The organism is Jiangella endophytica, assembly GCF_003427025.1.
Lineage (GTDB): Bacteria > Actinomycetota > Actinomycetes > Jiangellales > Jiangellaceae > Jiangella > Jiangella endophytica.
This window is the reverse complement of sequence record NZ_QVAI01000020.1, coordinates 89,557-112,948: the sequence shown is the minus strand read 5'-3', so window position 1 is coordinate 112,948 and position 23,392 is coordinate 89,557. Positions and strand designations below refer to the sequence as shown.

At 73.8% G+C, this 23,392-nt stretch carries 17 protein-coding genes; 6 read left to right on the top strand and 11 right to left on the bottom strand.

Annotated elements, in window-relative coordinates; all coding sequences use genetic code 11:
• Nucleotides 1-48 precede the first annotated feature (48 nt).
• Nucleotides 49-2,286, bottom strand: a complete 2,238-nt coding sequence (locus tag DZA62_RS29795) for a discoidin domain-containing protein (protein WP_157987990.1) — start codon at nt 2,284-2,286, stop codon at nt 49-51.
• A 146-nt stretch (nt 2,287-2,432) separates the two neighbouring features.
• On the opposite strand from DZA62_RS29795, the gene DZA62_RS29790 reads away from it, so the two are divergent.
• Nucleotides 2,433-3,638 carry a sialidase family protein gene (locus DZA62_RS29790; RefSeq protein ID WP_157987989.1) on the top strand — a complete coding sequence of 402 codons (1,206 nt, stop codon included), beginning with the start codon at nt 2,433-2,435 and terminating at the stop codon, nt 3,636-3,638.
• Here the strand turns inward: DZA62_RS29790 and rhmD are convergent.
• The 5 genes from rhmD to DZA62_RS29765 form a co-directional block, all read right to left on the bottom strand.
• Nucleotides 3,635-4,822, bottom strand: coding sequence for an L-rhamnonate dehydratase (rhmD, locus tag DZA62_RS29785; protein ID WP_116952584.1), 1,188 nt, complete (start codon nt 4,820-4,822; stop codon nt 3,635-3,637). The genes DZA62_RS29790 and rhmD overlap by 4 nt on opposite strands.
• Nucleotides 4,819-5,859, bottom strand: a complete 1,041-nt coding sequence (locus DZA62_RS29780) for a zinc-dependent alcohol dehydrogenase (RefSeq protein ID WP_116952583.1) — start codon at nt 5,857-5,859, stop codon at nt 4,819-4,821. Before DZA62_RS29780 ends, rhmD begins: the two co-directional genes overlap by 4 nt.
• Nucleotide 5,860: 1 nt before the next feature.
• Nucleotides 5,861-6,784 (bottom strand): amidohydrolase family protein, encoded by a 924-nt coding sequence (locus DZA62_RS29775; RefSeq protein WP_116952582.1) that lies wholly within the window; start codon nt 6,782-6,784, stop codon nt 5,861-5,863.
• A 22-nt stretch (nt 6,785-6,806) separates the two neighbouring features.
• A complete protein-coding gene (locus tag DZA62_RS29770) occupies nt 6,807-9,053 on the bottom strand; it encodes an exo-alpha-sialidase (protein ID WP_157987988.1) in 2,247 nt (748 codons plus the stop codon).
• Nucleotides 9,054-9,122: 69 nt separating this feature from the next.
• On the bottom strand, nt 9,123-9,959 hold the full coding sequence (locus DZA62_RS29765) for an AraC family transcriptional regulator (protein ID WP_157987987.1): 837 nt from the start codon (nt 9,957-9,959) through the stop codon (nt 9,123-9,125).
• A gap of 191 nt (nt 9,960-10,150) precedes the next feature.
• On the opposite strand from DZA62_RS29765, the gene DZA62_RS29760 reads away from it, so the two are divergent.
• Entirely contained in the window at nt 10,151-10,924 is a 774-nt protein-coding gene (locus tag DZA62_RS29760; RefSeq protein WP_116952579.1) for a phytanoyl-CoA dioxygenase family protein, read from the top strand.
• A 12-nt stretch (nt 10,925-10,936) separates the two neighbouring features.
• On the opposite strand, the gene DZA62_RS29755 is transcribed toward DZA62_RS29760, so the two are convergent.
• Together DZA62_RS29755 and DZA62_RS29750 are read right to left on the bottom strand one after the other, a co-directional pair.
• Nucleotides 10,937-11,668: an SDR family NAD(P)-dependent oxidoreductase gene (locus tag DZA62_RS29755; protein WP_116952578.1), complete on the bottom strand. Its 732-nt coding sequence runs from the start codon at nt 11,666-11,668 to the stop codon at nt 10,937-10,939.
• Complete coding sequence (locus DZA62_RS29750) at nt 11,665-13,056, bottom strand: hypothetical protein (RefSeq protein WP_116952577.1); 1,392 nt, start codon at nt 13,054-13,056, stop codon at nt 11,665-11,667. The genes DZA62_RS29755 and DZA62_RS29750 overlap by 4 nt, the downstream gene beginning before the upstream one ends.
• A 137-nt stretch (nt 13,057-13,193) precedes the next feature.
• Between DZA62_RS29750 and DZA62_RS29745 the strand changes: the two genes are divergently transcribed.
• From DZA62_RS29745 to DZA62_RS29730, 4 genes are read left to right on the top strand one after another with little or no spacing between them, the layout of a single operon-like run.
• A complete protein-coding gene (locus DZA62_RS29745) occupies nt 13,194-15,293 on the top strand; it encodes an alpha-galactosidase (RefSeq protein ID WP_116952576.1) in 2,100 nt (699 codons plus the stop codon).
• A 16-nt stretch (nt 15,294-15,309) separates the two neighbouring features.
• Nucleotides 15,310-16,152 carry a PIG-L deacetylase family protein gene (locus DZA62_RS29740; protein ID WP_116952575.1) on the top strand — a complete coding sequence of 281 codons (843 nt, stop codon included), beginning with the start codon at nt 15,310-15,312 and terminating at the stop codon, nt 16,150-16,152.
• Between the two features lie 5 nt (nt 16,153-16,157).
• A complete protein-coding gene (locus tag DZA62_RS29735) occupies nt 16,158-17,306 on the top strand; it encodes an alanine racemase (RefSeq protein WP_157987986.1) in 1,149 nt (382 codons plus the stop codon).
• Nucleotides 17,307-17,323: 17 nt separating this feature from the next.
• Entirely contained in the window at nt 17,324-18,886 is a 1,563-nt protein-coding gene (locus DZA62_RS29730; RefSeq protein ID WP_116952573.1) for a hypothetical protein, read from the top strand.
• 6 nt (nt 18,887-18,892) lie between these two features.
• Here the strand turns inward: DZA62_RS29730 and DZA62_RS29725 are convergent, their stop codons facing one another.
• The 3 genes from DZA62_RS29725 to DZA62_RS29715 are packed head-to-tail and all read right to left on the bottom strand — an operon-like array spanning nt 18,893 to nt 23,336.
• Complete coding sequence (locus DZA62_RS29725) at nt 18,893-19,297, bottom strand: NUDIX hydrolase (RefSeq protein WP_232827640.1); 405 nt, start codon at nt 19,295-19,297, stop codon at nt 18,893-18,895.
• 26 nt (nt 19,298-19,323) lie between these two features.
• Entirely contained in the window at nt 19,324-20,313 is a 990-nt protein-coding gene (locus tag DZA62_RS29720; RefSeq protein WP_198664350.1) for an EamA family transporter, read from the bottom strand.
• 14 nt (nt 20,314-20,327) lie between these two features.
• A complete protein-coding gene (locus tag DZA62_RS29715; RefSeq protein ID WP_198664349.1) occupies nt 20,328-23,336 on the bottom strand; it encodes an AfsR/SARP family transcriptional regulator in 3,009 nt (1,002 codons plus the stop codon).
• Nucleotides 23,337-23,392: the final 56 nt, after the last annotated feature.

Genomic DNA, 23,392 nt, shown 5'->3' with positions numbered 1-23,392 from the left:
ACCGACATCGATGACCCGCTCCTGCCCTACTGCCCAGGCCACCGCCGATCAGGACTGCTCGACGTCGTCGATGAGGAAGTGGTCGTACTGGCTGGACGTGCCGCTGGAGGAGAACTGGTGGCCGGTCAGCGCGGTCAGGCCGGGCGTCGACGGGCGGACGGTGCCGAGTGAGCGGTCGCCCAGGAAGACCTCCGCGCCGTCGAGGGTGGCCTCGACGCGCAGCTCGTGCCAGACCCGCTGTGGCGCCGTCCCCGCCGGCGCGATCTTCGTCCAGACGCCGGTCTCGTAGGAGTACCAGCCGATGCTGCCGTCGGCGCCGACGTTGAGGTGGTAGGCGGGCACGTCGGCCGCGCCGGACGTGGAGCCCATCGTGGTGAAGGCGAAGCCGCGCGCGTAGCCGATCGAGTTCACCCGGAACGACAGCGTCTGCGCGTCCGCCGGGTCCGACACCCACCGCGCGGTCGCGATCTTGTCGATCCAGGCGTCGGCCAGCCGCATGACGTGGCGGGAGTCGTCGACGTCGAAGTCGGTGACCGTGGCGCCGATCGCGTCGGTGTAGCCACGCGGCACCTGGCCGACGGGGTCGTTCTCGAACGAGTCGACGGTGGAGTAGAGCTCGAGCTCGCCGAGGAACTCCGGGCCCTGGGGATCGGCATCGGCCACGGTGACCCGCACCTGGCTGGCCCGCACGTCGGGCACCGGGTAGTAGCTCTGCGTGTACGACGTGACCGTGCCGGTGTCGACGACTTCGGTCCAGGTGGCGCCGTCCGTCGAGACCTCGACGCGGGCCGCGCCGGGCACGCCGTACTGCAGCGCCAGCCCGACCTGGTCGAGGGTGTACTCGCGGTCCAGGCGCACCGTGTAGACGCCCTCACCACGGGCGGGCCGGAAGACCGCCGCCGACGCCCAGTCCGTGCTGCCGTCGATGGCGCCGAGCCGGTTCGTCTCCGGCAGCCGCGGCGTGGTGTGCGTCATGGTCGTGTCGACGGTGACGGTGCCGGCCTCGACCTTGCCGAGCAGGTCGATCTTGCCGACGTTGGGACGCACGATGTCGACGAACTTCTTCCAGACCCGGTACTCGCCGTCGACGGTGAAGCCGGCGTCGGTCTCGGGGCAACCCCAGCTGGGTGCGCAGTTGTCGCCGACCACCAGGACGCGGTTCGCCCCGACCACCGCGTGGGCGCCGTTGCCGGACGAGCCGTGGTTGCGCTGGAACGCCGCGTTGACCCGCGGGTGGTTCACGTAGGTCGTCTGCGCCTGCTCGAAGCTGTGGCCGAGGCCGTCGGGCGAGATCGCGATCCAGTTGTCCGGGCGGCCGAACGTGAGCGTCATGATGCCGTTGGGCAGCAGCCGCAGCACGGGCATCACACCGGTCGCCGGCGCGGGCTCACCGGACGCGGTCGTCAGCCGCAGCGGCTCCGGGCGCGTCCAGGTGCGGCCGTCGTCGCTGGAGCGGTTGACGTACAGCGGGCCGAAGTTCGCACCGCCGGGGGTGCCGGTGCGGTGGACGGCGACGAGGTCGCCGTTGGCGGCCCGCTCGATGCCCGACTCCCCCATCACCCGGCCGTCGGTGAACGAGGCGACCGTGGCGTAGCGCTGCCAGGTCGCGCCGCCGTCGGTGCTGCGCGCCAGCTCGGTCCGGTAGCCGGGGTCGCCGGTGTAGGTCGTGTAGTACGTCATCAGCAGCGCGCCGTCGCTCGCGTAGAAGATGTCGCGGTGCACGCGGATGCCGCGGTCGAACTTCGTGGGGTCGAAGGTCAGGTCGGTGGTGAACGTCGAGGGCAGGTCCTTCCACGTGCTGCCGTTGTCGGTGGAGCGGCGGGCGATCAGCTCGACGCTGTGCTCGTCGATCACCCGCTCCGGGATGAACTCCACGCCGATGATCGACCCGTCGCGCAGCTTGGCGAACCAGCCGGCTCCGGTGTCGGCGTTGACCCCGCTGGGGAAGGTATAGCCGCCGTCGTCGGACAGCACCATCGACGCCTCGCTGTCGGCGGCCGCGACGTCCTCGTTGGACTGCCAGGTCATCTGCGCGCGGCGTACCGGCAGGCCGTCCTCGTCGACGGCGTCGAACGCCTCGACGGTGGCGTTGCCGCCGATGACGCCGGGCGGCGGCTCGAACACGGTGGTGGGGTCCTGCTGGGCGACGACGTAGCCGTTCGGGTCACCGCCGTCGGTGGGGACGTCGACGTCGCGGGCGGACGGGGCGGTGGCGGGGATCAGCGCGGCGGCGACGCCGGCGAGGGTGGCGCCCGCGGTGAGCAGGAGCGGCCGGGACACACGCATGGTCTGCCTCCAGGAGTCGGTGGCTGCAGGAAGACACAGAAGGTCATTCCATGTCAAGCGCGGCATTGCCGTGCTTCCAGGCCATTGACATGGAATGCCGTTCTGGGTTTCCTCTGTGGCACTGACTCGGCGTCGGAGGTGTGGTCATGAATCGACTCGGTCCACGCAGGTCCTTCTCGCTCGTCGCCGGACTGGCGGCGATCCTCGCGGTCGTCCTCGCCGGGCTCCCGGCGACCGCGGACACCACCACCTCGGCCAAGGCCGCCGACGGCATGGCGCCGGCCGCGATCGTCGAGTCGGTGGCCGTGCCCGGCGGCCCGTGCGGCGACCCGATCCTGGGCACCACCTGCCGAGCGTACTTCCCCGATCTGGTGAAGGACCCGTTCGGCGACACCGACGACCTGCTCATGGTCTACCGCTGGTCCAGCGCCCACCAGCGCATGCCCAGCCAGCTGCGGATGATGCGCAGCCGCGACGGCGGCGCCACCTGGCAGCAGGCCACCCCATTCGTCGTGGCGGCGTTCGAGGACTACGACTACCGGGACCCGTCGCTCGCGGTGATCACGCTGCCCGGCGGCGCGAAGCGGCTGCTGCTGTCGTACTTCACCGCCGACGGCCAGACCGGCGCGTTCGTCCAGACCCAGGTGAAGCGCCGCGACGCCGACGACGTGCCGTTCTCGGCCCCGGTGCAGGTGTTCTCCAGCACGATGGCGGCGCCGATCAACAGCGCCAAGATCGCCCAGATGTCGAACGGGCAACTGCTGATCCCGCTCTACGGCACGCCCAGCGGCGCGAGCACGCACGCGTCAATCGTCGTCGCCAGCACCGACTACGGCGTCACCTGGGACGGCCGGGTCACCGGCCGGCAGAAGACGATCGCCAGCAGCCCCACGGTGCACTACCAGGAGCCGGCCATCACGCAGATCGAGCCCGGCCACGTCCGCGCGGTCATCCGCACCGCGTCGACATCGGGCGCCAGCACCGCCGGCGTGCAGAGCGACTCGTACGACAACACCTACATGACGACGTGGACGGCGCCGACGTCGCTGGGAGTGGCGATGCACGGGCCGGAGGTCGAGTTCATCCCCGGCACGAACCTGGTGCCGACGCTGTGGAGCCAGCCGAACGCGAACACGTCGCCGACCAACCGGCCGACCGTGATCGCACTGCGGCGCACCAACGTGCTCTGGGCCGACACCCCGAAGCACGTGCTCTACAACCCGGGGTCGAACTGGGACTCCGGCTACCCGGGCACGGCCGCCATCGGCACGACCCGGCTGGTCACCGTGGTCTACGACACCGCCCGCAACGCGGCCATCGCGCTGCGGTACAACACCACCGACGTCGACTAGCGAGGATAGGGACGGCGCAGCGGCCGGTCCGGGTTCAGGCGCACACCGAACCCGGGCCGGTCCAGCTCGGAGACCCGGAGCCGGCCGTTCACCGGCACCGGCTCGTCCACCAGCAGCGGCGAGAACATCGGCACCACCTCGGTGCCGTCCGGGTGCATCATGAGGAACTCCGCGAACGGGCTGTGCTGCCGGGTCGCGACGAAGTGGTACGAGTACACGCTGGACCCGTGCGGCACGACCATGGCGCCGTGGGCCTCGGCCAGCGCGGAGATGCGCAGCAGTTCGGTCAGCCCGCCGCACCAGCCGACGTCGGGCTGGACGAGGTCGACCTTGCCGAACTCGAGCAGCGCGCGGAAGCCGTACCGCGTCGACTCGTGCTCGCCGCTGCTGAGCAGCATGCCGGCCGGCATCCGGGAGCGCAGCGTGGCGTGCGACCAGTAGTCGTCGGGCAGCAGCGGCTCCTCCAGCCACCGCAGTCCGACCTCGTCGAGCGCGTGCGACAGCCGGACCGCGTGGTCGAGGGTCAGCGACATCCAGCAGTCGAGCATGAGCCAGAAGCCGTCGCCGACGGCCGCGCGAGCCGTGGCCAGCCGCTCGGCCGTCGCCGCGATGCCCTCCTCGCCCTCGGCCGGCCCGTGCCGCAGCGGGAGCTTGCCGCCGATGAAGCCGAGCTTCTGGGCGACGTCGGGACGCGGGCCGGTGGCGTAGAAGACGATCTCGTCGCGGACGGCGCCGCCGATCATCGCGTGCACGGGCTCGCCGCGCACCTTGCCGAGCAGGTCCCAGAGCGCGAGGTCGACGCCGCTGATGGCGTTGACGACGAGACCCTTGCGGCCGTAGTAGAGCGTGGAGAGGTACATCTGGTCCCAGAGCCGCTCCAGGTCGGTCACCGGCGCGCCCTCGACCAGCCGGGTCAGGTGGTTCTCGATGATCCAGGCGGCCGGCTCGCCGCCGGTGGTGGGCGCGAACCCGACGGTGCCGTCGGACGCCTCGACCTCGACGACGACGGTGCCCAGCAGGCTCAGCCCGAAGGAGCGCCGGCTGGCGCGGTACTGCGGGTACTTGGCCATGGGGCTGGAGATGTGGTCGTCGATCCAGTGACCGTCGCGCTGGGCGTGGTAGTCGGCGCCGCCGGTGGTATCCGGCACGTACGCCCGCAGCGCGGTGATGGTCGGCGTCGTCATGCGGCTCCCTTCGGGCAGACGAGCACCTTGCTGGACTGGTCCTCGCCCCGGGCCAGCGCCGCGAAGGCGTCCGGCCCGCCGTCGAGCCCGACCCGGCGTTCGACCAGGCGGTCCAGCGGCGCGGTGGTCGCGCCGATCCAGGCGGCGGTCTCGCGGAACTCCTGCGCGGTGTAGCAGAAGCTGCCGACGACGGTGCGTTCGGCGACGGAGACGTCGTACGCGGCGAGCGCGAGGTCGGGGCTGCCCATGCCGACGAGGACGACGGTGCTGCCCGGCGGCGTGGCGGCCAGGGCGGTGGCCAGGGTGACGGAGAGGCCGACGGCGTCGACGGCGATGGTGGGCGGTCCGCCGAGCGCGTCGGCGACCGCCGCGGCGAGCCCGGCGCCGTCGGCCGCGGCCGGGTCGGCCACCGTCGCGCCGAGGTCCTCGACCAGCGCCCGCCGGTGCTCCATCGGTTCAGTGACCACGACACCGTCGGCGCCCAGCCGTTGCGCGGCGAGCACGCACGCCTGGCCGATCGGCCCGCCGCCGAGCACGAGCACGCGGTCGCCGGCGCCGCACGCGCCGCGGCGCAGCGCGTGGTACCCGACGGCCAGCGGCTCGACCAGCGCGCCCAGTTCGACGGGGACGCCGCTGGGCAGCGGGACGACGTTGGCGGCGGGCGCGAGCATGAGCTCGGCGAACGCCGAGACGATGGACGGCGTGACGCCGATGACGCTCTTCGTGGGGCAGGACTGCTCCTGCCCGGCGGCGCAACGGTCGCAGTGGCCGCAGGCGAGGACCGGGTTGACGGTGACCTCGCGGCCGGGCGCCAGTCCCGTGACACCCGGGCCGACGGCGCGGACGTGGCCGGCGGTCTCGTGACCCATCACCTGGCCGGGCCGCCGCCGGCCGTTCTCGCCCGTGTAGCCGTGCAGGTCGGATCCGCAGATGCCGGTGGCGGCGATCTCGACGAGTACCTCGCCCGGCCCCGGCGCGGGGTCGGGGAGCTGCTGGACTTCGAGGTTCCACCAGTCGCGGAGCACCATGGCGCGCATGTCAGTCCTCGCTTCGTCGGGCCGGCGCGGCGTCCTCGATGCGATACACGCGCCGAGCGGTCCCGGCGAACAAGGCCGTCCGCTCACCGGTGGTGAAGCCCGAGGTGATCGTCTCGAACGCCGCGTAGAGCTCGGTGTACGTCGAGTAGAGGGAGTCGACCGGGAAGTTGCTGGCGAACATGGCGCGGTCGACGCCGAACGCCTCGATCGCCTCCAGCACCAGCGGCCGCAGCGAGCCGACCGTCCAGTGGTGGTCGGTCATCCCCAGCCCGCAGATCTTGACCGACGTGTTCGGCTGCTCGGCCAGCAGGTCCAGGCCCTTGCGCCAGGCGCGCAACGTGTCGAGGTCGCGCCCGAGCGGCATGCCTGCGTGGTCGAGGACGACCGGCGTGTCCGGGTGGGCCGCCGCGAGCCGGGCGCCGTCGGCCAGCTGGTCCGGGTAGACCTGCAGGTCGAACGAGAGCCCGAGCGGAGCCAGCCGGGCGAACCCGCGCAGCCAGGCCGGGTCGGTGACGAGGTCCGGCCGGTCGGTGTACGTGAGCGACGGGTCCGGGTGCCAGTTGAGGTTGTGCCGCACCCCGCGCACCCGGGGCAGTTCGGCCAGCGCGGCGAGCCGGTCGGCGACGCCGTCGTCGTGCAGCGCGGCACCGGCGACGATCACCAGCGCGACGTCGGACTCGTCGGCCAGCCGCTGCAGCCACCGCGCCTCCTCGAGGGCGTCCGCGGCGCCGGCATCCACGTGCACGGCCCCCGCCAGCCGCAACGGCGCGACGTCGGCGAGGTAGTCGGCCAGCAGGTAGTCGCGCCGGATCGCGGTGTCGTCGCCGTGCACCTGCAACCGCCCGGCCGCCTCCTGCAGCCACGGGTACGGCTGCGAGAGGTCCCAGAGATGGTGGTGGGCGTCGACGATGTCGAGGTCGAGCACGCGAACTCCTTCGGGTCGGTGGTCAGCTGCCGCTGATGCGGACGTCGTCGAGGAACCAGGTGGTGTTGGTGACGCCGGTGCCGGCGGAGGTGAACGACATGCCGGCGAGGGCCGTGGCCGCCTGGTATGTCGTCGCGGTGGTGAACGTCTGGCCGCCGATCGTGACGGTGGCGCTGTTCAGCGTCGCGTCGACGGTGACGGTGCGCCACGTGTGCGGGTGGATCGGCTCGTCCAGCGTGCCGACGGGCAGCCAGCGCGAGCCGTTCCACGCCTGCAGCGTCGGCTTCGCCGGTGTCCCGCCCGCGCCGGGTTGCGGGTAGGCACCGGGCGTGAGCAGGAAGTGCCAGCGGACGGTGCTGCTGCCGCCGGAGCGGCCCACGACGTCGAAGACGAACTGGCCGCGGTAGTTCCACTCGGAGCTGCCCAGCGCGAACGTCGCCACCTGGCGGTCCCGGTCCGGCGCCGGCCGGGTGATCTTCGCGACCTGGTCGGTGTAGTTGTCGAACAGCCGCAGGGACCGCCGGCTCTCGAAGCCGCCGAGGTCGACGTCGGTGGTCGTGACGTTGAGCGCGTCGGTCCAGCCGCGTGGGACGCCGAACACCGGGTCGTTCTCGAACGTGTCGACGTCGGCGGCGTAGAGCTCCAGCTCGGTGACCGGGGTGTCGGTGCCGGCCACGCCGGTGACCCGCACGTACCGGGCCCGCTGCGGCTCGATGTCGGTGTAGCGCAGGGCGTGGTCGCGGGTCCGGGTGGCCCGCACGACCGGCTCGCTCCAGCGCCGTCCGTCCTCCGACAGCTGGATACTCGCGCTGGACGGCCGGTCGCCGCCGAGCATCAGGCCGATGCGGTTCAGCAGGTACGGGCGGTCCAGCGTCAGGACCAGCGACGGCGGGCCGCCGCCGGCCGCGCGCAGCACCGCGGCGGCGTGCCGCTCGGAGCTGCCGTCGACGGCGCCCTCGAGCCGGGTCTCCGGGAAGACCGGGTCGGCGGGGACGACGTCGCCGCTGATGGTGGCGCTGCCGGTGCGGAGCTTCGTCGCGACGTCGATCTTCCCGGCGCCGGGTGTGACGGCGTCGACGTAGGCGCCCCAGATGCTGTACTGCTCGTTGTACGGCTTGCAGAGGTTGTTGCTGTGGCAGCGGTCGTAGAAGACGATCGACCGGTTCGCCTCGACGGTCGTCAGGCCGGTGTTGCCGCTGGAGCCCATGTCCCGCGCGGGTCCGCCGGTGGCGGGCGCGTTGCCGAACACGAACGTGTGTTGGGTCCACTCGGTACCCGTGCCGTCCGTGCTGACCAGCAGGTTGTTGTCCGGGCGGCCGTAGCTGAGCAGCAGCATGCCGTTCGGCTGCAGCGTCAGCACCGGGCTGACGCTGCCGACCGGGCCGTTCGGGCCGGTCACCACCCGCGGCGCCGACCACGTCAGCCCGTCGTCGTCGGAGAACGCCTGGCGCAGGTGGTACGGCTGCGCGGTGTCGGGGCGCAGGACGGCGGTCAGCCGGCCGTCGGTGGTGTAGGAGAGGCCGACCTCGTTGGTCCCGAGATCGGTGGTGGGCGGCACGATCGTCGATCGCAGCGTCCACGTCGCGCCGAGGTCGCCGGTCTGCAGGATCAGGCTGGCGTTGCGGGTGTCGCCCGTGTACTCGGTGTAGGCCGGCACGATCACCGTCCCGTCGGACAGCAGGATCGGCCCGCGCCATACCCGCAGGAAGCCCATCGGCTCCGGCGCCGTGTACGCGCCCTGCGTCAGGGTCCACGTCTCGCCCTGGTCGGTGGAGCGCCAGGTGCGGATCGTCACGTGGGTGGAGTCGATCCAGTCCGGGATGAACTCGACCGACAGGAACGACCCGTCGTCGAGGCGGACCATGTTCAGCGCGGTCCACGGTGTCTGCTCCGACGTCAGGAAGCGCTGGCCGGCGTCGTCGGAGGTCGCGGTGTAGAAGACCGACGCCGCGGTCGACACGTCCGGCTGGGCCCCGAAGCTCAGGAAGATGCGCTTCGTCGTCTCGCCGTCGACGACGGTGTCGTAGCCGAACGGCTGCGGCACGGCGGCGATGTGGCCGGGCGCGTACCCGACCATCCCCCACGTCGGGCCGAGTGCGGTGGCCGGCTCCGTCGGATCGGCGCCGTCGCCGGACGGCGCGAGTGCGGCGGCCGGCGCCGGCTCCGGGACGACCGGCGCCGGCTCCGGATGCGCGATCACCGAGGCGGCCACGTACGCCGCCATTGCAGTGGACACGTACGGCAGCAGTTTCCGCGGCGTCGTCGGCATGGTCGTCAGCACAGCGCAGCCGCGCCGCGGGCTCAATGCACGGCACACCGGCGGCGTTGCACGGTCCGCCTAGGCGATGGACGGACGGCCGCGGCGGCGCACCTCGCCGGGGGTGGCGTTCAGCGTGGCCTTGACGTGGCGGCTCAGGTGGCTGGCGGAGTGGTAGCCGCAGCGTTCGGCGACGGAGGCGAGGGTCAGGTCGGACGTCTGCAGCAGCGACACGGCGTGCCGGAGCCGGATGTCGAGCAGCCGGCGTTGCGGCGAGGCGCCCAGTTCCGCGGCGAAGTAGGCCCGCAGCGTCGAGCCTGAGACGCCGACCTCGCGGGCCAGCGCGTCGATGCTCAGGTGCTCGGCGTAGCGCTCCCCCATCAGCTGCTCGACGGCGTTCACGACGGCCCGCGGCACGGAGTCGTGCCGCCGGGAGAGGTCGCGGCGCAGCAGGATGTCGACCTGCCGAACGAGCGCGTCGACCATGGCGCCGGCGTGTTCGTCCGGATCGGCCTTCTCCCGGACCAGCGCCGCGACGATCGCCCCGAGACGCTGCTCGCCGTCGTCGGCGGTGAGCCTCGGCCACGGCTGGTCCGGCCGCGCGTTCACCAGCACGAAGTAGTTCGAGTACGCCGTGTGCGCGACCTCGGCGTGGTCGGCGTGCGGCGGGACGACGAGCACCGACCCGGCGGTCACCGGGTGGGTCACGCAGTCGACCAGTGCATCGATACTCCCGGACCGGTAGTACGCCAGCTTCCAGACCGCGTACCGGTGTGGTGCGGCGTGGCGCAGCCGCGGCGCGGCGTAGGCGCCGGCGGACACGAACATCGGCCGCGGCGGGCTCGGCCACAGCCTCGCCGCCGCTTCTGCCCTGGTCAACGCGGAGCCCGCGAACTGGTCCACCGGTGCGGTGTTCATGGTGCCGCCGGATGCTACCGGCATCGGCGGCCGAACGGAACGGCGCCCGGCTCCGGCCGTTGCCGGGCGAACGACGACGAGGCCGCCGTCGGCGCTGCGTGCAAAGCTCGTCACGGCCGCTGCATTGCCGCCCGATCCGGCAGAGGTGTCCGATGGAGGGCAGCCACGAGCCACCGATCGCAGGAGTCCGTATGACCGCGACCACCGCCCCGACCCTGGAGTCCGCGCTGTCCGACCTCGGCGCGACTCCGGACGCCCTGACCGACGAGCAACGCGCTCGCCTCGACGCCGACGGCTTCCTCGTGCTGCCGGGCCTGTTCGCCGGCGACCGGCTCGAGGCGCTGCGCGCGCGGGTCGAGGAACTGCAGCGGGCCGAGGGCCCCGCGGCCGGGCACGAGGTGGGCCGGCAGACCGGTGCCGCCATGCTGGCCGACCTGATCAACAAGGGCGAGTCGTTCGAGTCCGTCTTCACCGAGCCGGCCGTGCTGGCCGCCGGGCACCACGTCGTCGGCGACCTGCGGGTCAACTCGCTGAACTTCCGCGCCGCGCTGCCCGGCGAGGGCCACCAGCACCTGCACTCCGACTGGGGTCGCCCGGTCGCCGGGGGCGACTACCACCTGTGCAACTCGATGTGGCTGCTCGACGACTTCACTCCCGACAACGGCGCGACCCGGGTGGTCCCCGGATCGCACCGCTGGAATCGCGCCCCCGCCGACGAGCTCACCGACCCCACCGCGGCGCACCCGGACGAACGGCTGCTGCTGGGTGAGGCGGGCACCGTGGTCGTCTTCAACGCTCATCTGTGGCACGGCGGCACCCTCAACCGCACGGACGTCCCGCGGCGCGGCCTCACCATGTCCTACTGCCGTCGCGACGAGCCGCAGCAGACCGACCAGGCCGCCCACGTCCGCAAGGCCGTCTACGACCGGCTCTCCCCCGCGGCCCGCTTCGTCCTGGACGTGTGACAGCGCACCCGGTCAGCCGAACGCGGCGGTCCACCCGCCGTCGACGGCGAGCGACTGGCCGGTGACGTACGCGGCGTCGTCGGACAGCAGGAACGCCACCACCGCCGCCACCTCGTGCGGCTCGGCGATGCGGCCCAGCGGCGGCCCTTCGGCCAGCCCGCGCTCGGTCGCCTCGGGGTCGGCGGAGGACTCGAGGTGCGCCCGCAGGTGCGGCGTGCGCACGCCGCCGGGCGCCACGGCGTTGGCGCGGATACCGGCCGGGCCGTGGCTGACGGCGACGCTGCGGGTCAGGGCGTCCACGCCGCCCTTCGTGAACTCGTAGGCCGCGTGATGCGGATGACTGGCACGGCCGTGGATCGAGCTGACGTTGACGATCGCGCCCGGGCCGCCCTGCGCGATGAACGACTCGACGGCCGCCGCGCAGCCCCAGACGTAGCCGAGCCCGTTGACCTCGACGACGGTGCGGACGACGTCCCGGTCGAGCGCGTCCAGCGGCGTGAGCCTGGTGATACCGGCGTTGTTGACCCAGCCGCCCAGCGGCGCCAGCTCACGGGCCCGCCGCGCGGCCTCGACGTGAGTCGCGTGGTCGGCGGTGTCGCCGGTGACGACGGCGGCGCAGGGACCGGTGCCGAGGGATCGGTCGCGCTCGATGCCGACGACGACCCAGCCGCCGGCGGCCAGTCGCTCCGCGACGGCGAGGCCGATCCCCTGGCCCGATCCGGTGACGACGACGCTGCTCGTCATGACAGCAACTCCGCCAGCACCGAGCCGGCGTGCGACGTCAGCAGGTCCAGCGCGCCGGCCGCCAGCGGCGTCTGCCAGGCCTGGTAGGCGCCGCGCCGATAGGCCTCCCGGGTGGGCAGGTACACGAAGCCCGGCCCGTTCGTGAGGTTGAGCACGAGCACCGGGCGGCCCGGGAACCGCGCCCGCAGGTCGCGCTGGAGCCGCGAGTACGCCTCACCCGGGTGCGCCACCAGCAGTGCGTCGCCGAGTCGCCACGCCCACACGGGATGCGCGACCGTGGCGCCGCCGTCCAGGTAGCCCTCGCGCAGCTGCCGGGCACGACGCAGCCGCTCGTCGCGGCTGCGCGGGTCGATGCCGGCCCACTCGTGCTCCAGTTCGGCCAGGGTGGACAGCGGCCGCACGGGCAGCTCGGCCGCCGACACGTGCGCGGCCAGCGCCGGTGAGGACGCCGACGGCCGCGGCCGCCACACCGCCAGCGGCGCGCCGGACTCCACCACCTCGGTCAGCGTCAGCGCCGTCCCCGCCGGCGGCAGCCCGGCCAGCGCGCTGAGCACGGCGTGCCCGAGGGCGGCGCCGTGCCGGTCGGCCACGGCGACGTCGCCCGTGTACTGCTCGGCCGGCGCCAGCTCGCCGGAGGCGCCCTGCAGGAACAGGCACGGCGCGCCCGTCGCGGTCTCGACCGTCTCGCGCATCGCGCCCACGTAGTCGGGCGAGATCAGCCGGTTCTGCCAGGCCAGCGTGGTGGGGTGGCACGCGTAGTTGACGACGGTGCCGAGCACGCGGCCGCCGGGGACCGCCGTCAGCCGCCCGGCGAGCACGGTGTCGTCGGCGGTCGCCGCGGGGTTGGCGCCGACCACGGCCGTCCCTGCGAGGTCCAGCTCGCGGTCGGCGGCCAGGGAGCAGCGACCCGCCGCCCACTCCAGGACCGCGGGTTCCAGTCCCGCCACGGCCTCCCGCCCGGCGTCCACCGCGGCCGCGGCGAGCCGGTCCAGGTAGGCGGGCACCAGCGCGCCACCATCGAGGCCGTCGTCGTCGGCGCACAGCACCGGGCCGGCGTGGGTGTGCGACAGTGCGACCAGCAGCCGGTCCTCGGGCAGCGCCAGCCCGTCGAGCACCGCCGCTCGCACGCGACGCTCGTCCACGACCCGCCGCCACCACGTGCCGTCGATCGCGATCAGGACCAGCGGTGCCTCCCGGCCGGACGCGAGCGCCAGCGCCGTCAGGGTCAGCGGCCGGTGCACGCCGGCGGCGACGTCGGTGACCGCCGGGCCCCAGTTGCGGGCGCGGATGCCCGGCGGCGGCGTGACGTCGCGCCGGGCCACTGCCGCCAGGCCGGTGAACGCCGCGGCCGGCAGCCGCGTCCCGATCTCGACCGGCTCGGCTGTCATGGGACCTCCCGTGTCCAGGACGCGGCGCGCGCTAGAACCTTCGTGACAACGTCGTTCCATGTCAACGGGCCCGCCGGCGTCGCCGCGCCCGGCCGAGACGTTGACATGGAACGTCTTGCCATGCCTACGCTTCGACCGTGCCAGCAGTCGAGCACCTCACTCGTCACGACGCCTTCCTGCTGCGTGGGGACGGGTTCGCCTACGCGCTCGCCGTCACGCCCGAGGGCGACCTGCGGCACCTGCACTGGGGCGGCCCGATCGCGCCGGACGACGTCGCCACGCTGCTGACCGACGACCCGCGCGAGTTCGGCTCCAACACGTGGTCCAGCCCGCGGGCGCACACCGAGGAGCTGGTCGCGCACGGCGGCCGGCGGCTGGACGAGTCCGCGCTCAAGGTCGAGTTCGCCGACGGCGTCCGCGCGCTCGACCTCGCGGTCGAGTCGTCCGCCGTGAGCGACGACGAGCTGACCATCCGGCTGGCCGACCGGCACTACCCGTTCGCCGCCGACCTGCACTACCGGGTCCGCGGCGGGGCGCTGGAGCGCTGGACGACGCTGGTGAACGACGGCGACGCGGCGGTGGTGCTGGACCGGGCCTACTCCGCGAGCTGGCCGCTGCCGTGGCAGCCGCGCTGGGTCGCGACCTGGCTGGCCGGGGCGTACGCCGCCGAGACCCAGGTGACCCGCCGGCCGCTCGGCCCGGGCCGGCTGGTGCTGGAGTCACGCCGCGGCATCCCCGGGCACGCCGCGCAGCCCTGGCTGGCGCTGGACGCCGGCGACGACGCGCGGACGAACGACGAGGCGGGCTCGGTGTGGAGCGTCGCGCTCGCGTGGAGCGGGTCCTGGCGACTGGCCGCCGAACTGGCCGCAGACGGCCGGCTGCACGTCACCGCCGGCGTCAACGACTTCGACCTGCGGCACCCGCTGGCGCCGGGATCGTCGTGGGACACGCCGGTCACCGTGGGTGTCTACGCGGGCGCCGGCCACGACGAGCTCACCGACCGCTGGCACGCCTACGAGCGCCGGCACGTCGTGCCGCGCCCGGGCGTCGTCCGGCCGGTGCTCTACAACAGCTGGGAGGCCACGTTCTTCGACGTCCGGCCGGAGTCGCAGGTCGAGCTGGCCCGTCGCGCCGCCGCGCTGGGCGCGGAGCTGTTCGTCGTCGACGACGGCTGGTTCGCCGGGCGCGACGACGAGAGCGCCGGCATCGGCGACTGGACGCCGGACCGCGCGGCCTTCCCCGACGGCCTGAAGCCGCTGGCCGACGAGGTGCACGGGCTGGGCATGCGGTTCGGCGTGTGGGTCGAGCCGGAGGCGGTCAGCCCGGACAGCGACCTGTTCCGTGCCCACCCGGACTGGATCTACCAGTGGCCGTCGCGGCCACGCACGCTCGCCCGGCAGACCCACCTGCTGGCGCTGAGCCGCGCCGACGTCCGCGCACACCTCGTCGAGACGCTGGACGCACTGCTGTCGTCGGCGCCGATCGACGCGCTGAAGTGGGACCTCAACCGGCCGCTCACGGAGGTGTCCGACGGCGACGGCGACGGCTCGGTCTGGCTCGGCCACGTGGAGGGGTTCTACGAGGTGCTCGACCGTGTGCGGGCGCTGCACCCCGACGTCTGGATCGAGAGCTGCGCGTCGGGCGGCGGCCGGGCCGACCTCGGCGTGCTGTCGCGCGCCGAGTGGGTCTGGCCCAGCGACAACACCGACGCGCTGGAGCGGCTGGCGATCCAAAACGGCTACGCGTACGCCCACTCGCCGCACACGATGATGGCCTGGGTCACCGACTCCCCGACGTACCTCACCAAGCGGGAGATCCCGCTGCGCTTCCGGTTCCACTCGGCGATGACCGGGCTGCTGGGCATCGGCGGCGACCTGGCGACGTGGACCGACGCCGCGCTGGGCGAGGCCGCGGAGTACGTCGCCCAGTACCGGCGGATCCGCGCGACCGTGCAGTACGGCACGATGCGGCGGCTGACCGGCGCACCGGACGACGTGACGGCGATCGGCTACCTGTCCGCGTCCGGCGACCAGGTCGCCGTGTTCGCGTTCGCGCCGTCGGTGCGGCGGCTGCGGCGCACGGTGCTGCTGCGGCTGCGCGGCCTCGACCCGGCGGCGGCGTACGTCGACGCCGCGACCGGGACGCGCTACAGCGGCGCGCTGCTCCACCACCACGGCCTGCGGGTCGCCCTCACCGGCGACTACGCCAGCGAGCTCATCGTCCTCGACCGCGACTGACCACCCGGAGACCCCCATGAAGATCATGACGATCTACGCCCACCCGGCCGACACGATCACCAACTGCGGCGGCACGCTGGCGCTGCATGCCGAGCGCGGCGACGAGGTCGTCGCGCTGATCGTCAGCCACGGCGGGCGCATCCACGCCAACAAGTACGCCGAGGAGTGGCGCAAGGACGACCCGGACGACACCGTCGCGACCGCGGACCTGGACGACATCGTCGCCAACAAGAAGGACGAGCTCGAACGGGCCGCGGGCATCATCGGCATCAGCAAGATCATCACGCTGGACCACGAGGACACCTACGCGACCGTCCAGGAGGACATGGTCGAGCAGATCGCCGAGCAGATCGCGGCCGAGCAGCCGGAGATCGTCATCGCCGACCACCCGCGCAACCCGGCGTACTTCGACCCGCACGCCGTCGCGACCGGGATGGCGCTGGCCGCGCTCGCCCGGGCCGGCACCTACCTGCGCAATCTCGACGGCCGCGACGAGGTGCCGGTGCGGCAGGTGTTCCTCACCGGGCTGCCGGTGTACAACCTCGACGCGCTCAGCCTGAACGGTCTGCGCAACGACTGCTACGTCGACATCACCGACGTCGTCGGGACCAAGCTGGCCGCGATGGACCAGTTCGTCAGCCAGGGCTACCACGGCGTGTTCGCGCGCAAGCTGGTGGAGTCGTACAACGGCGAGGCCGGCCGGGCCGCCGGGGTGAACTTCGCCGAGGCGTTCGTCCGGCTCTACAACGAGACGCACCAGCACCTGCCCGTCACCGACGCCGCCCTGGCGACCGACCCGCTGACCAGGCATATCGCCTACTCCTCGGTCAACCTGCGGGGCACCTACCCGGTACCGTGACGCTCGTGACGCCTTCGATCATCGGCCGGTCCGTCCACGAGCTGCCCACGCCGATCGCCGTCCTCGACGACTCCGCCCTGGAGCACAACCTCACCACGATGGCGGGCTGGTGCCGCGAGCACGGCGTCGAGCTGCAGCCGCACGGCAAGACGACCATGGCGCCGGCGCTGTTCGACCGCCAGCTGGCCGCCGGCGCCACGGGCATCACCGCCGCGACGCCGGCCCAGGTGCGGGTCATGCGCGAGCACGGCGTGCCGGATGTGCAGCTGGCCAACGAGCTGGTGCAGCCCGGCGAGGCGGCCTGGGTGGCCGGCGAGGTCGCCGCCGGGTTCGGGTTCCGCTGCTGGGTGGACTCCCCCGACGGAGTGGAGATCATGCAGGCGGCCGCCGCGCCCACCGGCGCCGTCGTCGACGTGCTGTTGGAGGTCGGCTCGCCGGGCGGGCGTACCGGCACCCGCGCGGCGGCCGCCCGCGACGCCGTCCGTGCCGCGATCGGGCGGGCGCCGAACGTCCGGCTCACCGGTGTCGCGGGCTACGAGGGCTCGATGGCCGGCGACCGCACGCCGCCGTCGATGGCCGCCGTCCGCGCCTACCTGGAGACCCTGCGCGCGGCCGGTGAGGAGCTGGCGCCGGACGTCGACGGCGAGGTCGTGCTGTCGGCCGGAGGGAGCATGTTCTACGACGTCGTCGCCGACGTGCTGACCGGCGGCGGCCGGGTGATCCTGCGCAGCGGCTGCTACGTCACGCACGACTCCGGCATGTTCCGCCGCAACTCCCCGCTCGACGGCCCGGACGCGCCGGCCCGGCTGCGGGCCGCGCTCACCGTCTGGGGCACGGTCGTGTCGGCGCCGGAGCCCGGCCGCGCCTTCCTCGACGTCGGCCGCCGCGACGCCTCGTTCGACCAGGGGCTGCCGGTCCCGCTCGCCGTCCTCCCCCGCGGCGAGCGCGAGCCGCGCCCGCTGGACGGCGCCGAGATCACCGCGCTGAACGACCAGCACGCGTTCGTGGCGCTGCCCGTGGACGCCGCGCTGGCCGTCGGCGACCGCGTGCAGCTCGGCATCTCGCACCCCTGCACGACGTTCGACAAGTGGCGGTGGATCGCGCTGGCCGGACCCGGCGGCGTCGTCGCCGATGTCGTCGAGACCCGGTTCTGACCTGCGGAGGCACCCGTATGAGTGACTGGGTCGATCAGTCGCGCGTGATCCGGTTCGAAGGGCCGTCGGCGTTCTCGCCGCGATTCGTGGCGCCGCCGGTGCTGCGGTGGGCGCCGGTGCCGTCGGCGACGCGGTTCGAGATCGCGGTCGCCGACCGCCGGCGCGTCGTCTGGACCGGCGCGGCCGCCACCGAGTCCGCGGACCTCGCCGAGGCCTGGCCGCTGCTCCCGCTCGGCCCCGTCGACGTGCTGGTCCGCGGCTTCGACGGCGACCGCGAGGTGGCCGTCCGCAAGCACCGTCAGTTCTGGAAGGTGCCCGGGTTCGACGGCCTGCGGCCCGATCCCGCCGACTGGACCGGCGCCGTCCACCACGCCGTCGGCTACCTGCTCCGGCCCGCCCGCGACGAGATCCTCGATCACGAGGACGGCTACCCGCGCAGCGCGTGGAGCTCGTTCGAGGACAGCGTGACCGGGCTGCGCGGGCGGCTGGCGTTCCCGGCGCAGCACCATGCCAGCTACATCCACGCCTACCTGACCTACGCCGGGCGCTTCCCGGATCATCCGCAGGCCGCCGAGGCGGACCGGCAGGCCCTCGCCTACGGGCGGTGGCTGCTCGAGCACCACCTGCCGGACGACTGGCGGCTGGGCGGGCTGGCGCCCTCGACGGTGCTCGAGGGCAAGTTCGGCGGCTGGGTCGAAGGCGACCACATCACCGTCTTCCGGGCCGCGCGCGTCGGCGAGGTCATGCTGCGGCTGTTCGAGCGTACGGGCGAGCCGCGCTACCTCGAGCGCGCCGCCCGCATCGGCGACGTCATGGTGGACCTGCAGAACCCGGACGGCTCCTGGCCGTTCCGCGTCGACCCGCGCACGGGTGAACCGAGCATCGGCTACACCTCCGCCGTCGTGTCCCCGATCTGGCTGCTCACGCTGCTCGGCGAGGCCGACGCGCCCGGGACGGCGGCGCAGCGGGCCGCCCGCGCCGCCGCCGCGGCGAAGGGCGAGGCGTGGCTGCTGGCCGGCCCGGTGACCGACGGGCGGTGGGAGGGGATGTACGAGGACATCCCGGAGACGCCGCCGTGGAGCAACCTGCAGCATTGGGACACCAACGAGACCATCCGCTACCTGCTCTCGGACCACTGCGACGTGCCGTCGCGGGTGGAGCTGGCGGCACGGCTGAACGCCTACGTCGAGGACCAGTTCGTGGTGTGGGCGCCGGAGGAGTCGCCGGTGCCGCCGCACTGCCCGACGCCGACGGTGCTCGAGCAGTACCGCTGTTACTGGCCCATGGAGGTGCACACGGGGCACTGGCTGACGTCGCTGCTCGCGCTGCACCGGGCGACCGGTGAGGAGCACTACCTCGCGAAGGGTGTCGCCGCCGCCAACGCCATCGTCGCCGGCCAGGACGACCAGGGCTCGCTGTCGACGTGGGGGCTCGACACCCGGTTCGGCACCCGCCTGGTGACCATGGACTGGCCCGGCTGCAACGCCGTCGCCGTCAGTGCCCTGCTGCACTGGTCGGCTCACCACGAGGCCCTCGCCGGCCCGGGCGCCGGGTTCCCGCCCGCCGCCGAACGTCTCTGATCGGTGCTACGCCCCGGCTGAGCGCAGGGCGGGGAACACGTGATCTCGGAGCAGGGGCGCGACGGCGACCACGGCAGCGGCGGGGTGCAGCCAGCGCAGCTCGGCGATCTCGCGGGCCGCGACCGGCGCGGCCGGCAGGCCGGCGGTGTAGACGGTCGCGGTGACGGACGCGCCCGGCTCGTTGGCCGCCGGCGCGGTCCAGACGCCCAGCCGGGTGAGGTCGGCGGGGCGCAGCGCGACGCCGATCTCCTCGTCGACCTCGCGCAGCGCGGCCGCCGCGGCGTCCTCGCCGGGCTCGAGCTTGCCGCCGGGCAGCATGAACGCGTCGGTGTCGCGCTTGCGGACGGTCAGCACCCGCGCCTGAGCGTCGAGGAAGCACACCGCCGCGACGACGAAGTGGGGCGAGAGCACGCGCCCCACCGTACCTGCCGACTCCATCAGTGCGGCGCCGCCGCGGCCTCGGGCGACAGCGGCGCGAGCCCGGCCTCCGACTCGGCCTCCGGCGGCGTCCCCGTCCCGCCGGTCTCCGCCAGCGCGATGCCGGCCAGCACCACCAGCCCGCCGACGACCTGGGCCGCGGAGAGGCTCTGCCCGAGCCACACCCACGCGACCACCGCCGACCCGACCGGCTCGGACATCCCGATGACGCCACAGGCGGTCGGCGAGATGTGCCGCAGCGCGGCGAGGTTCAGCCCGTACGCGATGATCGTCCCGAACACGACGATCCACAACACCGTCGACCACGCCGGCACCGACACCGTGTCGAACGCGCCCAGCAGCGACGTGTCACGGCTCAGCGGCGCGAAGTCGACCGTCCACCACGGCTGCGCGACGGCCCAGAAGAGCGCCGCGAACGCGAACATCCAGAACGTCAGCGACAGCGAGTCGCGGTGCCCGGACATCCGCGAGCCGACCAGGTAGTAGCTGGCCAGGCACGCGCCCGCGCCGAAGCCGGCCAGCACGCCGACGGTGTCGAGCCCGATGTCGGTCCACACCTGGGCGACCAGCGCCAGCCCGAGCAGCGCCACGCCGATGCCCAGCCACGTCTGCCGGCGGATCCGCTGCCGCAGAACCGCCCAGCTGAACAGCGCGACGATGGCCGGCGCGGTGAACTCCAGCAGCAGCGCGATGCCCACCGGGAGCCGGTCGATCGCCATGAAGTACAGCCACTGCACCAGCGCGCCGCCGGCCACGCCGAGCGCGACCAGGAACGGCAGCTCACGCAGCCCGATGCGCAGCCGGCCGGGCGCGACCACCACGACCACGACCAGCAGGATCGACGCGGCGCCGGTCGAGCGCAGCGCGGCCAGCACCGACGGCTCCACCCCGGCCTCGAGCGCGACCTTCGACATCGACGCGTTGACGGAGAAGAACACCGCGGCGAGGACGACATAGACGACGCCGCGCGTCGGGTTCGGACGAGTCACCCGAGCGACAGTAGTCAACTACCAGTTTGCTCCTCAAGAGCGTTCTCACCAGGTGATCCGTCGTCAAGCTCGGCGAGCCGCGAGCGCAGATCGGCGGCCTCCGGCCGGGCGAGCACGTCGAAGACCTCGACGGCGCGCCGCCAGTGCTCCCGGGCGCCGGACCGGTCGCCGCGCTCCGCGCTCAGCTCGCCCAGCTCCTGCAGCGCGATGGCCCTGAGCGCGGTGTCGGCGTCGCCCGCCACCGCGACGACCTCGGCGTAGGCACGAACCGCGTCGTCGGTCTCGCCGAACGCGCGGCGGGTCCGTCCCAGTCCCACGAGCACCAGTGGCCGCAGCACCCGCGCCCGAGGCTGGTCGGCGACGCGGAGCGCCGCCTCGTGGTGGTCGAAGGCGCGGACGCGGTCGCCGAGCTCGCCGTAGGCCACGCCGACGTCGGACAGCGCGGCGCCCTCCAGCCGGGTCACCCCGTTCTCGCGGGCGGCCGCCAGCGCGTTCAGGCCATGCTCCAGGGCCTGCTCGTACCGGCCGGTCGCGCGGGCCAGCGCACCGAGATCGAGGAGGATGTGAGCGCGCGAGACCCGTTCCCCGGTGCGCTCCGAGATGGCCAGCGACCGCTCCATGCAGGCCTTCGCCTCGTCATAGCGCCGGGCGACGAGGTAGAAGCGACCCAGGTTGTTCAGCGGCCGGGACGCCAGCGACTCCTCGCCGAGTTCGTCGTACAGCGCGATGGCCCGCCGCAGGTGAGCGATGGCGGCCTCGGCCCGGCCCTGGACATGGGTGACGGCGGCCAGGTAGTTCAGGGTGGTCGCCAGGCTCTTCCGCCGGCCGTGCCGCTCGTGCAGGACGATCGCGGCGGTGAGCAGCGCCTCCGCGTCGGGATCGCCGAGCCGCAGACAGGTCAGGCCGAGCCCGGTCAGTGCCCAGCCCTCGGCGATCTCGTCGCCGGCGTCGCGGGCCGCCGTGAGCGCACGGCCGTGGAGCCGCCGCGCCTCCTCCAGGTACAGGCGCTGATCGAGGTGGGACCACAGGATCGCCGACAGTTCCGCCGCGTAGGCGGCCGGGTCGCCGGCGGCGATCACGAGCAGGGTGTCCAGCTCGGCGTCGAGCCAGCGGACCGCGGCGTCGGGGCCGAACGGCCCGGCCGGCACGTCCGGTGCCGGGACGGCCGGCTCGGCCGCGGTGCCGGGAGCGACGGCGGCCACCGCCCCCGCGGCCGCGTGCAGGTACCAGCGACCCAGCCGTGCCGACGCTTCGGCGCAGGCGGACTCGCCGTCCTCGACCGGCGCCAGCTCGGCCGCGTAGGTGCGGAGCAGGTCGTGCATCTGGTAGCGGCCGCCGGTCTCGTCGACGAGGCGGGCCCGTACCAGCGCGTCCAGGCGGCGCCGGGCGGCCCGCCGGTCGCGCTCGCCGGTGAGCGCGCAGACGGCGAACACGTCGAAGTCGCTGCCCGGGTGCAGCCCGCAGAGCCGGAAGGTGCGCGCGACGTCCGGCGCCAGAGCGCGGTACGACCAGGAGAACACCGAGCGCACGGAGGCCTGCGGGTCGTCGCCGACCTCCAGGAGGTCGAGCCGGTCCTGCTCGTCGGCGAGGCCCGCGGCCAGATCGGTGAGGTCGCCGCCCCGGCGCTCCCGGATCCGCTCGGCCGCGATGCGCAGGGCCAGCGGCAGCCCGGCACAGCGCTGGACGATCCGCTCGACGTCGCCGCCCAGCGGCTCGCCCAGCAGCTCGTCCATGAGCCGGGACGCGTCGGCGCCGGTCAGGCGGTTCAGGTCGATGCGCTGCGCGTCGTCGCGTGCCGCCAGCCCGCTTAGAGCATCGCGGCTGGTCACGACGACGAAGCAGGAGGTGGATCCGGGCAGGATGGGCCGGACGTGCTCGGCCGCCAGCGCGTTGTCGAGCACCAGCAGCAGCCGCTTGCCATCGACGAGGGTGCGGAACTGCGCCGCCCGCTCGTCCGGGTCGGCCGCGATGGCCGGGCCGTCGACGCCCATGGCGCGCAGCAGCCGCGCGAGCGCCTCGTCGACCGCGACCGGCGGGCCGGGCCCGAATCCGCGCAGGTCGACGTAGAGCTGACCGTCGGGGAACCGCTCCACGGCCAGCCGCCCCCAGCGGACCGCCAGCGTCGTCTTGCCGACACCTCCCGTGCCGGTGACGGCCACGATGCGCGCCGCGCCGTCAGGCCGGTCGGCGATGCGGGACAGCTCGTCGAGCTCGGCATCGCGCCCCACGAAGACGCCGGCGCCGGGCGGCAGCTCGGCGGGTGCCGGCGCCTGGGGCCGCGCCGAGGACGGCGCCGGGCACGGCTCACCGGAGAGGATCCGTCGTTCGAGGTCGCGCAGCTCCGTCCCGGGCTCCAGCCCGAGCTCGTCGACCAGCGCCTGCCGGACGTCGCGGTAGACGGCGAGCGCGTCGGCCTGGCGCCCACCGGCCCAGAGGGCGGTCATGAGCAGCGCGTGCGCTCGTTCGCGCAGCGGATGCACGCGCACGAGGTCGGTCAGCTGGGCGATCGCGGCGGTGGTGCGGCCGCGGGCCAGCTCGGCCGCCGCCAACCGCTCGCGCGCGACCAGCCGCAGCTCCGTCAGCCGCTGGACCTCGCCGGCCAGCGCGGGCAGGTCGAGGCCCTGGTAGGGGTCGCCGCGCCAGAGCGCCAGCGCGTCGCCGAGCAGGCCCGCGGCGCGATCGGGATCGGCGCCGGCGACGGTCTCCGCCTCGGCCACCATGGACGCGAACCGCTCCGCGTCGAGCTCGCCCGCCCCGACCCGCAGCCGGTACGCCCCCGCGTCGTGGGACAGGCGGTCCGGGGTGTCGAGCAACCGACGCAGCTTGTGCACGTGCAGCTGCAGCTTCGAGCCGCCGGCCCCCGCCGCGCCGCCCCAGAGCGCGTCGACGAGCGCGTCGGCGGACACGGGATGGCCCGCGTGGGCGAGCAGCAGGGCCAGGACGCCCTGGCGCAGTGAACCGGAGACGACGACGGGGTCGGACTCACACCGCACCCGCAGCGGGCCCAGGACCTCGAAACGCACGTACCGCCCATCATCCGATTGCCCGGACCTTATCGCACTGCATTGCGACCGATCAG